This window comes from Streptomyces sp. NPDC002018 (assembly GCF_042890865.1).
Taxonomy (GTDB): Bacteria; Actinomycetota; Actinomycetes; order Streptomycetales; family Streptomycetaceae; genus Streptomyces.
Genome location: NZ_JBIASO010000021.1, coordinates 130,680 through 144,046, shown reverse-complemented (window position 1 = coordinate 144,046; position 13,367 = coordinate 130,680). Strand labels below are relative to the sequence as shown.

At 71.9% G+C, this 13,367-nt stretch carries 10 protein-coding genes and 1 riboswitch; of the genes, 2 read left to right on the top strand and 8 right to left on the bottom strand.

Going from position 1 to position 13,367, the window contains the following annotated elements; translation table 11 throughout:
- Nucleotides 1-8: 8 nt before the first annotated feature.
- A riboswitch (FMN riboswitch) is annotated at nucleotides 9-139 on the bottom strand.
- 344 nt (nucleotides 140-483) lie between these two features.
- Complete coding sequence (locus ACFYYH_RS28665) at nucleotides 484-1,704, bottom strand: ROK family transcriptional regulator (RefSeq protein ID WP_388556835.1); 1,221 nt, start codon at nucleotides 1,702-1,704, stop codon at nucleotides 484-486.
- A gap of 139 nt (nucleotides 1,705-1,843) precedes the next feature.
- Between ACFYYH_RS28665 and ACFYYH_RS28660 the strand changes: the two genes are divergently transcribed.
- Nucleotides 1,844-3,058 (top strand): MFS transporter, encoded by a 1,215-nt coding sequence (locus ACFYYH_RS28660; RefSeq protein WP_388556832.1) that lies wholly within the window; start codon nucleotides 1,844-1,846, stop codon nucleotides 3,056-3,058.
- A 300-nt stretch (nucleotides 3,059-3,358) separates the two neighbouring features.
- Here the strand turns inward: ACFYYH_RS28660 and ACFYYH_RS28655 are convergent, their stop codons facing one another.
- Nucleotides 3,359-4,651, bottom strand: a complete 1,293-nt coding sequence (locus ACFYYH_RS28655) for an alginate lyase family protein (RefSeq protein WP_388556829.1) — start codon at nucleotides 4,649-4,651, stop codon at nucleotides 3,359-3,361.
- Nucleotides 4,652-4,989: 338 nt separating this feature from the next.
- Here ACFYYH_RS28655 and ACFYYH_RS28650 point away from each other — a divergent pair, with 338 nt between their 5' ends.
- Nucleotides 4,990-5,919 (top strand): LLM class F420-dependent oxidoreductase, encoded by a 930-nt coding sequence (locus ACFYYH_RS28650; RefSeq protein ID WP_388556826.1) that lies wholly within the window; start codon nucleotides 4,990-4,992, stop codon nucleotides 5,917-5,919.
- Between the two features lie 53 nt (nucleotides 5,920-5,972).
- Here the strand turns inward: ACFYYH_RS28650 and ACFYYH_RS28645 are convergent, their stop codons facing one another.
- The 6 genes from ACFYYH_RS28645 to ACFYYH_RS28620 all read right to left on the bottom strand — a co-directional run bounded on the left by ACFYYH_RS28645 (nucleotide 5,973) and on the right by ACFYYH_RS28620 (nucleotide 13,359).
- Nucleotides 5,973-7,664 carry a flavin monoamine oxidase family protein gene (locus ACFYYH_RS28645; RefSeq protein ID WP_388556823.1) on the bottom strand — a complete coding sequence of 564 codons (1,692 nt, stop codon included), beginning with the start codon at nucleotides 7,662-7,664 and terminating at the stop codon, nucleotides 5,973-5,975.
- Between the two features lie 52 nt (nucleotides 7,665-7,716).
- Entirely contained in the window at nucleotides 7,717-8,520 is an 804-nt protein-coding gene (locus ACFYYH_RS28640) for a carbon-nitrogen hydrolase family protein (protein ID WP_388556820.1), read from the bottom strand.
- Between the two features lie 295 nt (nucleotides 8,521-8,815).
- Nucleotides 8,816-9,271 (bottom strand): Lrp/AsnC family transcriptional regulator, encoded by a 456-nt coding sequence (locus ACFYYH_RS28635; protein WP_388556818.1) that lies wholly within the window; start codon nucleotides 9,269-9,271, stop codon nucleotides 8,816-8,818.
- 305 nt (nucleotides 9,272-9,576) lie between these two features.
- Nucleotides 9,577-10,452, bottom strand: coding sequence for an RNA polymerase sigma factor SigF (locus ACFYYH_RS28630; RefSeq protein ID WP_388556817.1), 876 nt, complete (start codon nucleotides 10,450-10,452; stop codon nucleotides 9,577-9,579).
- A gap of 248 nt (nucleotides 10,453-10,700) precedes the next feature.
- Nucleotides 10,701-12,167, bottom strand: coding sequence for a GuaB1 family IMP dehydrogenase-related protein (locus tag ACFYYH_RS28625; protein WP_388556816.1), 1,467 nt, complete (start codon nucleotides 12,165-12,167; stop codon nucleotides 10,701-10,703).
- A gap of 178 nt (nucleotides 12,168-12,345) precedes the next feature.
- Nucleotides 12,346-13,359 (bottom strand): sugar-binding transcriptional regulator, encoded by a 1,014-nt coding sequence (locus ACFYYH_RS28620; protein WP_388556885.1) that lies wholly within the window; start codon nucleotides 13,357-13,359, stop codon nucleotides 12,346-12,348.
- Nucleotides 13,360-13,367: the final 8 nt, after the last annotated feature.

Genomic DNA, 13,367 nt, shown 5'->3' with positions numbered 1-13,367 from the left:
ACGGCCCGCCGCGCACTGCCTCCCATCCGGACTTTCACCGTCGGTCCAGGAATCTCACCTGGTCAACCGGCCGCTGGCTGCGGACGGGTCGCGGACTATAACCGCCGGTTCGGAATTACACCGACCCCGGAGTGCGCTGCTTCTGGTACCCGACCAGTGTGCCACGCCTGATCGTCGGCCATCCGGGGGATGTCTGTGGGCTGGATCACAGGAGGCGCGCTGTCTCACATCCCGGGCGTATGCAGGATCCCAACGGACCCGGACCCGGACCCGGACCCCGGCCCTGGGCGGACGGCCGGGCGCGCGTCGTTCCGTCCGGCGGATGGTGCGACCGGAGCGGGAGACCGGCCCTCGGCCCGGCCGCCCGTGTCCGGCCGCCCACGCTCGGCCGGTCCAGCTCGGCCGCCAGGCCGCTCATGCCCGTCGGGTCCGGCCCGCTGCTCCTGCCCGGCCGCTCCGGCTCGGCGGCCCGCGCTCGGCCGGTCAGCTCGGCTCGGGGGCGAAGAGGTCGTCCTGGGCCGCGTCCCGTGCCGTCAGCAGGGCCCCGCGCAGCACCGCCGTGCCGCCGAGGGTCCCGGCCCTGACCTCCGTACGCAGCGGGGACATCGCCGCCAGCCGCTCCTCGACCCGGGCCGCCAGGCCCGCGCCACCCGCGTGGCCGACCTCACCCGCCAGGACGATCCGGCCCGGGTCCAGCACCGCGCCGACCGCCGCCGCGCCGATGGCCAGCCGGTCGGCCAGCACCCCGAGAAACGCGTCGGCGGCCTTGCTCCCCGGCGTGGGCGCGTCCCGCTCCCCCGCCGCGTCCGCCGTCTCGACGGCGGCGCGCACGAGGGCCGCGGCGGGCGGTTCCTGCGGCGCGGCGACCGCCGAGATGCCGTACTCCCCGGCGAGTTCACCGATGGCCGCCGAGCCCACGAGCGTATGGAAGCCGCCTTCGCAGCCGAGCGCCGAGGGCAGCCGAGAGGTGCCGGGCACGGGCAGGAAGCCGATCTCGCCCGCACCGCCCGAGGCGCCCCTGCGGAGCTTGCCGTCGAGTACGACCGCCGCGCCCACGCCATGGCCGAGCCAGAGCAGGACGAAGGTGTCCTGGCCGCGCGCCGCGCCAAGGCGCTGTTCCGCGAGCGCGGCGAGATTGGTCTCGTTCTCCACCAGGACGGTGGCGGGCAGCCGCTCCTGGAGGGCGGCGACGAGTCTTCGGTGCCAGGCGGGCAGTCCGGTGGTGTCACGGAGTTCGCCGGTGACCGGGTCGACCAGACCGGGGGCGCCGATGCCCACGCTGTGCAGCCGTACCGCGCCGGCCTCCTCGGCCGTACGCTCCAGCAGCGCCGCCGCCCGCTCGACGGCGGCCTCGGTGGCCGTGTCGCTGCCGATGGGCAGGACGGCCTCGGCGAGGGTCGCGCCGAGCAGATCGGCGACGACGACGGAGACGCTGTGCGTCCGCACGTCGAGGGCCGCGAGATGTGCGCGGTCGGCGACGATCCCGTACAGCCGGGCGTTGGGGCCGCGTCGCCGGTCGCCGGTCTCCCCGACGACCTCGACGAGCCCCGAGCCCTGGAGCCGTTCCACCAGATCGGCGACGGTGGGGCGGGAGAGTCCGGTCAGCGTCTTGAGCTGTCCTGCCGTCAACGGGCCCTCCTGCTGGAGCAGTCGCAGGGCGAGCCGGTCGTTGATGGCCCGTGCGGTGCTCGGGGATGCGGCCATGCCGGAATCCTTCCAGATCGCTGGGGGCCCTAAATTCTTTATTTATCAGGCAGGGTTCCTGATAGTTTACTCCGGCACCACGGAAGGGTGCGTCCGCGGTGCGTCACAGGAGGGCGCCCCACAGAGAGGGCAGGACAGGATGTCGGCTGAAGTGGTCTACGACAAAAGGAGCTTGCGGCGCGCCCGGTTCGCCGTCGCCGCCGTCTTCTGTGTGCACGGAGCGGTCACCGGCAGCTTCGCCACCCGTATCCCCTGGATCCAGGACCACGCCGGGGTCAGCGCGGGGCAGCTCGGACTCGCGCTCGCCTTTCCCGCGATCGGCGCCTCGCTCGCGATGCCCCTGGCCGGTACGGTCAGCCATCGCTTCGGGGCGCGCACGGCGCTGCGCGGACTGCTCGCCCTGTGGACCCTGGCGCTGATCCTGCCGGCCCTCGCGCCCAATCTGGTCACCCTGTGCGCCGCGCTGTTCCTCTTCGGCGCGACCGCGGGCATGTCGGACGTGGCGATGAACGCCCTCGGGGTGGAGATCGAGAACCGTCTCGACAAGTCGATCATGTCCGGTCTGCACGGCATGTGGAGCACGGGTGCGCTGATCGGTTCGGCCGCCGGCACCCTCGCCGCGCATCTCGGCACCGACGCGCGGCTGCACCATCTCCTCGCCGCGGGCGTGCTCACGGTCCTGGGCCTGGTCTTCTGCCAGGGCGTTCTGGACCTGCGCAGCGCGCCCGACGAGGAACCGCCGCCGCGGTTCGCGCTGCCGCCGAAGTCCGCGCTGGTCATCGGGGCGATCGGGTTCTGCGCGGTCTTCGCGGAGGGCGCCAGCATGGACTGGTCGGCGGTCTATCTGCGCGATGTGCTGGACACCTCGCCCGGTCTCGCGGCGGCGTCCACCACGGCGTTCGCCCTGACCATGGCGATCGCACGGCTCGCGGGCGACAAGGTGATCGACCGCTTCGGCGCGGTGCGGACCGTGCGGACGGGTGGGGTGCTGGCCGTGGCGGGCGGTCTGCTGGTGGTCGCGTCGCCCCGGCCGGCGGTCGCCATGGGCGGCTTCGCGCTGCTGGGCCTCGGCGTGGCGGTGGTCGTACCGCTCGCCTTCGCCGCGGCCGGCCGCGCGGGGCCGAATCCGAGCCAGGCCATCGCGGGTGTCGCCACCATCACCTACACCTCGGGCCTGATCGCGCCCTCCGCGATCGGGGCGGTCGCCGACGCGACCTCGCTGGTGGTGTCGTTCGGGCTGGTGACGCTGCTGGCCTGTGGGCTGGTGGTGGGCGCGGGGGTGCTGCGTACGGGGGACCGGCGCCCGGCGGAGGCCGCGCGCCCGAGCGCGGCGACGGCGGACCCGGGCGCGTAGCGCCTCCCGGCGGTGCGCCTCCCGGCGGGGGGCCGTGGTGGGTGGGGGTGCGGTGCGGTGCGGTGCGCCTCCGGCGGGGGGCCGTGGTGGGGGTGCGGTGGGTGGGTGGTGCCGGGTGCCGGGGCCTCCGGAGGTACATGTCCGGACGGCATGATTTACGCCGCGTGCGGGCCGGTTGTCGGGTGCGGGCCCGTGTGCGGCACACATCACGCTTTAGTGTCCGAACACGCACCTCCTACGACCCCGACCCCCTCCGCCGCACTCCGACTGCGGGCCGACGGGTCCCGTTCGGCTGCCGGATCACCCAGCTATCGAGTCCAGTTGTTCCGCGGCCGGGCGCAGGGGCCAGATGTCGCCGTCCGGTGGGGCCTGGAGGTGCGGGACCGCCGCGCGGGCCTTCGCGTCGCCCGCGTCCGCCGCCGCGTGGACGACGTCGCTCGCCGCGTAGCGGTGGAACTCCAGCTCGGGGTGGGGCCAGGGAGCCGCCCCGGTCGCCGCGGGCAGGAGGTAGTCCACGGCCTTGAACAGGCTCTGCCCCTGCGGCCCTCGGTAGGACCAGAGGTCCACCCCGACCTGCCGTCCGATCGCGGCGAGGCGCGTGTAGGCGACCAGGTCGAAGGTCGAGTAGTGCCAGCTCCGTGTGCGGGCGAGTTCCTGGGGCTGGCTGCCGTCCGCCGCGATCTGCGGGTCGATCCGCTTCGTACGGGAGTCACGGACGAGCGTGCGCGCGAGGTCCCGGTCCCCGGTGGCGAGCGCGAGGCCGGCGACCAGCATGTCCATGAAGGTGCCGTGGTTGTTCCGGGCGGCCGACTCCTGCTTGCCGAAGGGGGAGTCGACCAGCCAGTCGAGGAAGTCCTCGTTCCAGGCGCGCATTCCGTCGCGGTCGCTCCTGGTCCAGCCCGGGGCTCCGGTGTCGAGGATGGCCAGGGCGTCGAGGACGCTGGTGTACTGCTGGGAGAAGTCGATGATGCCGATGGCCCGGCCGTCGTACAGGCACGGGATGAACTGACCGTGGTTCAGATTCGGGTTCATCCTGGTCGCGGGGGTGACGAACCAGGTGCGCAGGATCTCGGCGGCGTGTTCCGCGTACGCCCTCCTGCCGGTGTAGTACCAGGCCAGGCTGAGGGTCGTGGTGGAGTTGAAGACCTTGCCGATGTCGGGTCGGTCGGTGCCGGTGTCGACCTCCGGATTGCGCTCGCCGTCGCGCTGGACATACGGGCAGCCCCAGGGGTTCTCCGCAGTCTTCGGCTGGGAGGGCCACCAGTAGGGGGCCTGGCTCAGATAGTCGTGCGGGTCGCCGCTGGGGGCCGGTCGCGGTTTGTCCGTGACGGTCCAGGGCCCCTGGGCGAGCCAGGAGTCCGCGCGCCGGGTCAGGGACGTGACCGCCGCACGGAGGGCGGGATCACCGCGGTCGAGACGGAGCCGGGCCTGTCGCATGCGCTCGCCGTCGATCACCACGGTCGCGGGCGTCGCCCGGCCCTGGCGGCCGGCCGAGGACGGCGCCGCGGAGGACGCGGTCGGAACGAGCACGGCGGCGAGGGTGACCGCGGCGGCGATCAGAGCGCCCAGCCGCCTTCGGGGGGTTCCGCTCATCGAGCGCTCCCATCAAATATGTGAACGTGATTCATGAACGAGACCGTGCGAGCGTAGGGGCAGCCGCGGGTCCTGACAATGACGCGCGCGATCTGTCCGCGATTCATGGAGGGGAACGCCCGGCCGTGTCCGTTCGGACGGTCCGCGGAGTGGAAGGAGCGCGCGTGATCCGGACAATGTGAACTCCCCCCGGGCCCGGCGGCCCCCTTGCGGAGGCTGGAGGCAGGGGCTCCGGCTGCGACGTAAAGGAGACAGCGCGCACTCGCTGCGGTTGAGCCGTCAACCAGCCTGTGCATATGTGGGGTTCACCTGATCGTTCGCACGAAGGAGTGCCCCCCATGCCGGTCAAACTGGGTCTCGGACTTCCTCAGATGAAGCGCTACGACCTCGGCCGGGACGTGGCCGCCGTCGCGCGCGCCGCGGAGGAGACCGGATACGAGAGTCTGTGGGTCTTCGAGCGCGTCCTCTTCCCGGACCCCGCCACCCAGGGGCTGTACGGCGTTCCGGGCCTGCCCTGGCCCGACCACTACCGCGGTGTCGCCGACCCGCTGGTGACGCTCACCCTGGCCGCGGCGGCCACCGAGCGGGCCCGGCTGGGCACCAGTGTGCTGGTCGCGCCGCTGCACATCCCGTTCCAGCTCGCCCGTACGCTGGCCTCGCTGGACGCCGCGAGCGGCGGCCGGGTGGTCGCGGGCCTCGGTACGGGCTGGTCGCTCGACGAGTACGCCGCCGCCTCCGTCGCCCCGTTCGAGAGGCGCGGCGCGGTCCTGGACGAGCTGCTGGACGTGTGCGCGGCCGTCTGGGGCCCCGACCCCGTCTCGTACGAGGGTGAACTGACCACCATCGCCCCGTCCGAGGTCGGCCCCAAGCCGGTCCGGCCCATCCCGGTCTACCTCCCCGCGAACAGCCCCCGCGCCACACGTCGGCTGGTGGAGCGGGCGGACGGCTGGATGCCCGTCGCCATGGGCGTGGAGCAGCTCGCCGAGCAGTGGCGCACGGTCCAGGACGCCGTCGCCGCGAGCGGTCGCGAACGGCCGCTCGACGTCTGCGCGCGCGTCAACGCGCAGTACAGCGAGAAGCCGTACGAGGGCGACGACCGCCGGCCCTTCCAGGGCAGTGTGGCGCAGATCGTCGAGGACCTGGTGGCGCACGCCGTGACGGGTGTGCCGGAGTTCCTGCTGGACCTCCAGAGCACGACGCGTGACGCGGCGGAGCTGGCGGATGTGGCGGGAGAGGTGTACGCGGCGACCCGTGCGGCGGGTGTCTGACGTACGGTCGCCGGCCGTACGGCGGCTCCTCGGCCCTCCGGGGAGGCGCCGGCTCAGTCCTCCGGGAGTTCCACCGGCGCGATGGCGTCGTACACATCGCCCGGCCCGGGGTTGCCGGCGTCCGTCGCGCCCCCGAAGTGGTGCATCACTCCCCACACCGCGTTGAGCGCGGTCTGTACGGCGCCCTCCGCCCACCCCGCCGTCCACGAGATGTCGTCGCCCGCCAGGAAGATCCCCCGCTTGTCCTCGGGCAGCCGGTCCTGCATGAAGTGCGTGAAGAGCCGTCGCTGATAGCGGTAGTGGCCGGGCAGATTGGCCTTGAACGCGCCCATGAAATACGGCTCGTTCTCCCAGGACACGGTCACCGGGCTGCCGATGATGTGCCGGCGGATGTCGACCCCGGGATAGATCTCCCGCAGCGAGCTGAGCATGACCTCCATCCGCTCCCCCGCCGAGAGCGGCAGCCATTTGAGGCTGTCGTCGCACCAGGTGTACGAGAGACAAATGACGGCGGGTCTGTCGGGGCCGTTGTCCAGCAGATACGTGCCCCGGGTCATCCGGTCGGTGAGCGTCATCGACATCACATCACGCCCCGTGCGCGCGTCCTTGTCCAGCCAGAACGGCCGGTCCACCGGAACGAACAGCTTGGAGGACTCCATGTAGTGGGTGCGCTCCATCGCCGTCCAGTGGTCGATCGGGAAGAGCGACTCGTCGCAGGCGATCTTGGAGAGCAGCAGCCAGGACTGGGCGGTGAAGACGGCGGCACGGTAGGTACGGATCCGGCCCGAGGCGTCGGTGACGGTGATCCGGTCACCGGCCGTGCGGTGCAGCCGTACCACCGCGGGCAGCGGGGCACCGCCGTGCAGCGAGGAGAGCGACGTCCCGGCGGGCCAGTGGGTGATCTTCACCGGCTCGCGCTCCCAGAGGCGCAGCGGCAACTGCTGGCTGCCGCCGACGATCGCACGGTGGTGGTCGTCGGCCTCGGTGTAGACGACCCGGAGGATCTCCAGAATGGAGTTGGGGAAGTCGGTGTCCCAGCCGCCGGTCCCGAACCCGACCTGGCCGAAGATCTCCCGGTGCCGGAAGGACCGGAAGGACGGGGAGTCGCAGAGGAAGCCGTAGAAGGTCTGGTTGTCGAGCTTCTCGACCAGCCGCGCCCAGATCTCCCGGATCCGGGGGACATCGCGTTCGCGCAGGGCGCGGTTCATGCCGGAGAAGTCCGCGCCCTCCTCCAGACAGGTGTTCCAGGCGTCCATCACATCGCGGTAGACCTGGGGCAGGTCGTCGACCGTTCTCGCGTAGTGGGACTCGCCCTTGAGGTCGACGACGGTCGACGGGGTCGCGGCGGCCAGCGGGTTGGGGAAGGGACGGGTCTCCAGTCCCACCAGATCGATGTAGTGCTGGAGCGCGGTGGAGGACGGCGGGAAGCGCATGGCGCCCATCTCCGCGGTGAGTCCCGGATCGCATCCCTCGAAGCCGACCGTACGCAGCCGTCCGCCGATCCGGTCGGCCTCGTAGACGACGGGCTTGAGGCCCATCTTCATCAGCTCGTACGCGGCGATGACGCCGGAGAGCCCGCCGCCGATGACGGCGACCTCGGCGCCGTGCTCGGTCGCGGGTATCTGGCCCAGTCCGGCGGGATGCGCGAGGAAGTCGTCGTACGCGTAAGGGAAGTCCGGCCCGAACATGGTGATCGGCGGCTGCGCGTCGGTGTGCTGGACGGCGGTGGGCACCGTGGACGTCATGGGGTACGGGCTCCTTGCGGGTACGGCGGGCCGGGCGGCGGGGCGGCGTGGCTCAGGCGAGCGACGCGTAGAGACCGGGGCGGCGGTCGCGCAGATACGGATTGGCCTCGCGCGAGGCGTGGAGGAGTTCCCGGTCGACCTCGCCGACGACCAGTTCCTCACCGTGTCCCGCGCGCGCCCGGGTGGCGCCGTCGGGACCGGCCAGACAGCTCAGCCCGATGAACTCGAACGCCCCCTCCTGGCCGGTCCTGTTCGCGTACGCCACATACATCTGGCTCTCGAAGGCCCGGACCGGCACCAGGGATTCGGGGACGAACCGGAACGGATGCATCAGGGCGGTCGGCACCAGCAGCAGATCGGTGCCCGCGAGGGCGTGCGCCCGGACGTTCTCGGGGAACTCGACGTCGTAACAGATCATGATCCCGAGCCGCAGCCCGGCCAGTTCGGCCTGGACGACGGGGTGCTCGCCCGGCGTGAACCACTTCTGCTCGAAATCACCGAAGAGATGCGTCTTGCGGTAGTTGGCGAGTCGTGTGCCGTCGGCCCCGACGAGCTGCGCGGCGTTGAAGATCCGCCCGCCGTCCCCGGCGGCCTCGGGGTAGCCGTACAGGACGGCGAGCCCGTGGCGTACGGCGATCTCCGCGACGGCCCCGGCCCCCGGACCGTCGGCGGGCTCGGCCAGCCGGGGCACGTCGTCGCCGATCGCGTAGCCGGTCAGGAACATCTCGGGGCAGACCAGCAGTGCGGCCCCGGCGTCCGCGGCCCGGCCCGCCGCCTCGTCGAGCACCGCGAGATTCCCGGCGACGGAACCCGGCCGGCCGGAGCTCTGGAGCAGGGCGATACGCGGCGACGGCATGGGTGACCTCGGACGGTGCGGAGGGATGGGGGACGGGGGTCCCCACAGGGCGTGCGGGGGACGCAATGACCGTACGGTCCGGCCGTCGGCGCGGACAAGACGCGACCGTTGCGCGCGGACCACCGATCCGTTGCGTGATGTCCGGCCCGCCCGGTGATTCGTTGCGCCGGGTTTCCCGTGGGTGTCCCGCGTCCGACTTCGACGGGTCCGCGGGACGTCTTCGCCGGGACGAGGCGCCGTGCCAGGCGTTCCGGGCCCGCGAAGATCGACCGGACACGCCTCAGCCGGACACGCTTCAGCCGGGTGAGCCCGAGGAGTAGCGCCTCAGCAGCGGGGACAGCACCAGCACCGACTTGGTGCGCTCCACATACGGTTCACCCGCGATCCGTTCGAGCACCTGCTCGAAGTGGCGCATGTCGGCCGCGAGGACCTGGGCGATCGCGTCCGCGTCCCCGGTGACCGTGGACGCCGACACCACCTCGGGCATCCGCTCCAGGCCCTGGTGGATCGCGCCGGGCGAGGTGTTGCGTCGGCAGTAGATCTCGATGAAGCCCTCGGTCTCCCAGCCCAGCGCCGCCGGGTCCACCCGTACCGTGAAGCCGGTGATCGCTCCCCCGGCGCGCAGCCGGTCGACGCGGCGTTTCACGGCGGGGGCGGACAGACCGACGAGCGCGCCGATGTCGGCGTAGGAGCGGCGGGCGTCCTCGGCGAGGGCGTGGACGATGCGTTCGTCGAGATCGTTGAGTCGCACGGCTGGTGGTTCACTTCTCTGCGATGACCGGTCGGGAACGGCGGGGGCCGCCGGGGCGGGAGCCGTACCGGAAGTAGAACACGGGCCCCGGCCGTCCACGGACCGGGCGCCGTCGGACCTCTCTCGGCTCGTACGGACGACGGAGGGGGCGTACCGCGAGTGCGGTACGCCCCCTCCGTGTTTTCGGCGTTTAGGCGTTTCGCCGTTTTCGCCGTTTCACCGTTTCGACGTTTTCGCCGTACTCCCCCGCCGACCGCCGCGGGCGCGCCATGGGCCGCCGCGCCGCCGGGCCGCGCCTCGGCGGGTCACTCCACCGCCAGCAGCCCTTCCCGGAGCCGGCCCGTGATCCGCGACAGCAGCCGGGACACATGCATCTGGGAGACGCCCAGTTCCGCGCCGATCTCCGATTGGGTCATCTCGTCGCCGAAGCGCATCTGAAGGATCCGCCGCTCCCGCTCGTCCAGCTCCTCCAGCAGGGGCTTGAGCGCCTGGACGTTCTCCGCGGTCTCCAGACCCGAGTCGGGCGCGCCGAGCCGGTCGGAGAGCGGCACCGACGCCCCGGCCGCGTCGTCCGTCGGCATGTCGATCGAGCCGGCCGTGTAGCCGTTGCTGGCGACGATGCCCTCGATGACCTCTTCCTCGTCCAGACCGAGGTACTCGGCCAGTTCGGCCGTGGTCGGCGCGTGGTCCAGCCGCTGCGACAGTTCGTCGGTCGCCTTGGCCAGATCGATCCGCAGCTCCTGGAGGCGGCGCGGCACATGCACGGCCCAGCTCGTGTCCCGGAAGAAGCGCTTGATCTCACCGACGATGTACGGAACGGCGAAGGTCGCGAACTCCACCTCACGGGTCAGCTCGAACCGGTCGATCGCCTTGATCAGACCGATGGTGCCGACCTGGACGATGTCCTCCATCTGGTCGGCACGGTTGCGGAACCGGGTGGCCGCGTACCGCACCAGCGCGAGGTTCAGCTCGATCAGGGTGTTGCGTACGTACTGGTGCTCGTGGGTGCCTTCCTCCAGCTCGGTGAGCCGGGTGAAGAAGAGCTTCGAGATCTCCCGGGCGTCCTTGGGTGCCACGTCCGCCGGGCACTCCACGTAGGGAAGGTCCAGCCCCGCCGCGTCCGCGTGCTGCTGGCTTACGTACTGCGTGCTTCCGGTCAGGACCGTGCTCGCCGTGGACACATCGTCCTCCCCTGCTCCGTGGTCAGTGCAGAGCGCGTGTACCCGGTCCCGACGCACTCATGCGCGTTGATTCAGAATCAATCGTGATCCGGCCCCCCGCCACCGGAACGGGACCGGTCCGTACCCGCGGCGGCCGGGGTCGCGGCCATCCTCCAGGACACGATACGGCCCCCGCCCCGGGACCGGACCGACCCCCGCCCCCCGGACAGCACGCCGTCACCCGTACCGTCGGCCGGGCCGGACAAAACCTAGCTCCAACTGGCGTGCAGGGGCTTGCCCTCGGCGTAGCCGGCGGCGCTCTGGACGCCGACGATCGCCTTCTCCGCGAACTCCTCCAGGGAGTTCGCCCCGGCGTAGGTGCAGGACGAGCGCACCCCCGCGACGATCGAGTCGATCAGGTCCTCGACGCCGGGCCGTGACGGGTCCAGGAACATCCGGGAGGTCGAGATGCCCTCCTCGAACAGCCCCTTGCGGGCCCGGTCGTACGCCGACTCCTCGCTCGTACGGTTCCTTACGGCGCGGGCCGAGGCCATACCGAAGGACTCCTTGTAGAACCGTCCGTCGGCGGCCTGCTGGAGGTCGCCGGGCGACTCGTACGTACCGGCGAACCAGGAGCCGACCATCACATTGGAGGCGCCCGCGGCGAGCGCCATGGCGACATCGCGCGGGTGCCGGACCCCGCCGTCGGCCCAGACGTGCTTGCCGGACTTCCTCGCCTCCGCCGCGCACTCCGCGACGGCCGAGAACTGCGGCCTGCCGACCCCGGTCATCATGCGCGTGGTGCACATCGCGCCGGGCCCGACGCCGACCTTGACGATGTCCGCGCCGGCCTCGATCAGATCACGCACGCCCTCGGCGGCGACGACATTGCCCGCCACGACCGGCACGGCGGGACCGAGCGCGCGGACCGCCCTGACCGCGGCGATCATCGATTCCTGGTGCCCGTGCGCGGTGTCGACGACGAGGGTGTCGACACCCGCGTCGAGGAGCTGCGCGGCCTTGCCCGCGACATCGCCGTTGATACCGACGGCGGCGGCGATGCGCAGCCTGCCGGCGGCGTCCGTGGCGGGCGTGTAGAGGGTCGCCCGGAGCGCGCCCTTGCGGGTCAGGATGCCGACCAGACCGCCCTGGGCGTCGACGGCCGGGGCGAGCTTGCGGTTGGCGTTGTCGAGGGTGGTGAAGGCCTCGCGCGGGTCCATGTCCGCGGAGATCAGCAGCAGGTCCTTCGACATGACCTCGGAGAGCTGGGTGAAGCGGTCGACCCCGGTCAGATCGTGCTCGGTGACGATCCCGACGGGCCGGTTGCCGTCGTCCACCACGACCCCCGCGCCGTGCGCCCGCTTGGGCAGCAGGGACAGCGCGTCGCCGACGGTCTGGGTGGGGGCCAGCACGATCGGGGTGTCGAGGACGAGATGGCGCGTCTTGACCCAGGAGACGACCTCGGTGACGACGCCGAGCGGGATGTCCTGGGGAATGACGACGAGGCCTCCGCGCCGGGCGACGGTCTCGGCCATCCGGCGGCCCGCGATGGCCGTCATATTGGCGACGACGAGCGGGATGGTGGTGCCCGTGCCGTCCGGGGCGGAGAGGTCCACGTCCTGGCGGGAGGCGACGGCCGAGCGGCTCGGCACCATGAAGACATCGTCGTACGTCAGATCGTAGGGAACCGGAGCACTCTCCACATGGCGGCCGGTACCCGGCTCTAGGAAACGCATAGATCTCACATTTTCCTGTGGAAACGGCGCAGGTCGCATCCCCGCAGGCGCAGCAAAACGCCCCCGTGATCGTCTGCTCCTCCGAGGCGGAAGGGAGGTACGGGGGCTCCGAGGCCAGGAAGTGGAACCTGCCTTGCCCCAGGAGCTTACCGTGTGCCCCCGGCCCCGCGTGGGCCGGTCAGTCGTCCGGGTCGCACCGCTCCAGCGCGGGGCGCGGCGCCGGTTCGAACTCGGTCAGCAGGAAGTCCGCCGCCGCGGTGTCGGTCACCAGGCTGGTGACCAGCCCGGATCTGAGGACCGCGCCGATCGCCTCGCCCTTGCGCAGTCCGCCCGCGATCGCCACGACCTCCGGGATACGGCGCAGCCGCTCGGCCTCGACCGTAATGCACCGTTCGCCCAGGTCACGGCCGACCCTGCGGCCCTCCGCGTCGAAGAGGTGCGCGGACATCTCGGCGGCGACACCCAGCGAGGCGTAGTGGGACCGCTCCTCGTCGGTGAGCATGTCGTGCACCGTGGAGATGCCCGCCTCCCAGGAGCCGATGGAGACCGCGGCGACCGTGACCTTGTCGAAGTACTCGAAGGCGCGCGCGATACCGGTCTGGTTGCGCAGCGCGGCGGCGGTCGCGGGGTCGGGCAGCAGCATCGGGGCGTAGATGGGGTGGGCCTCGCCGCCGGACACCTGGGCCGCGCGCCGTACCGCCTCGACCGAGCCGCGCTCGGCGGTTCCCGCGTCGTACACACCGGTGAGCTGGACGACCGTGCACGGGGGCAGCCGGTCGAGCGCCGCCGCCATATGGATGGTGGAGCGGCCCCAGGCGAGCCCGAGCACATCGCCCTCGACCACCAGTTCGCCGAGGAGATCGGCCGCGACCTCACCGAGGTTCTCGGGGTCGGGCGACTCGTCGCCGCCGTCGGCGGGCGACTCGACGACCACCGCGTGCCGCAGTCCGTAGCGTGCGCGCAGCGCGTCGGAACGCTCCGCGTCCAGTTCGGCGGGGACACGGATCTCGATCCTCACGAGATCGCGCTCCAGCGCCGTCTCCAGGACCCGGGCCACCTTGAAGCGGCTGACGCCGAACTCCTCGGCGATCTGGATCTTGGACTTTCCCTCAAGGTAGAAGCGACGGGCCATGGCCGCCGCCTGCACCAGCTCCGCGGGTCCCATCCGCAGGGCGGACCGACCCGCCGACATTGCAGACA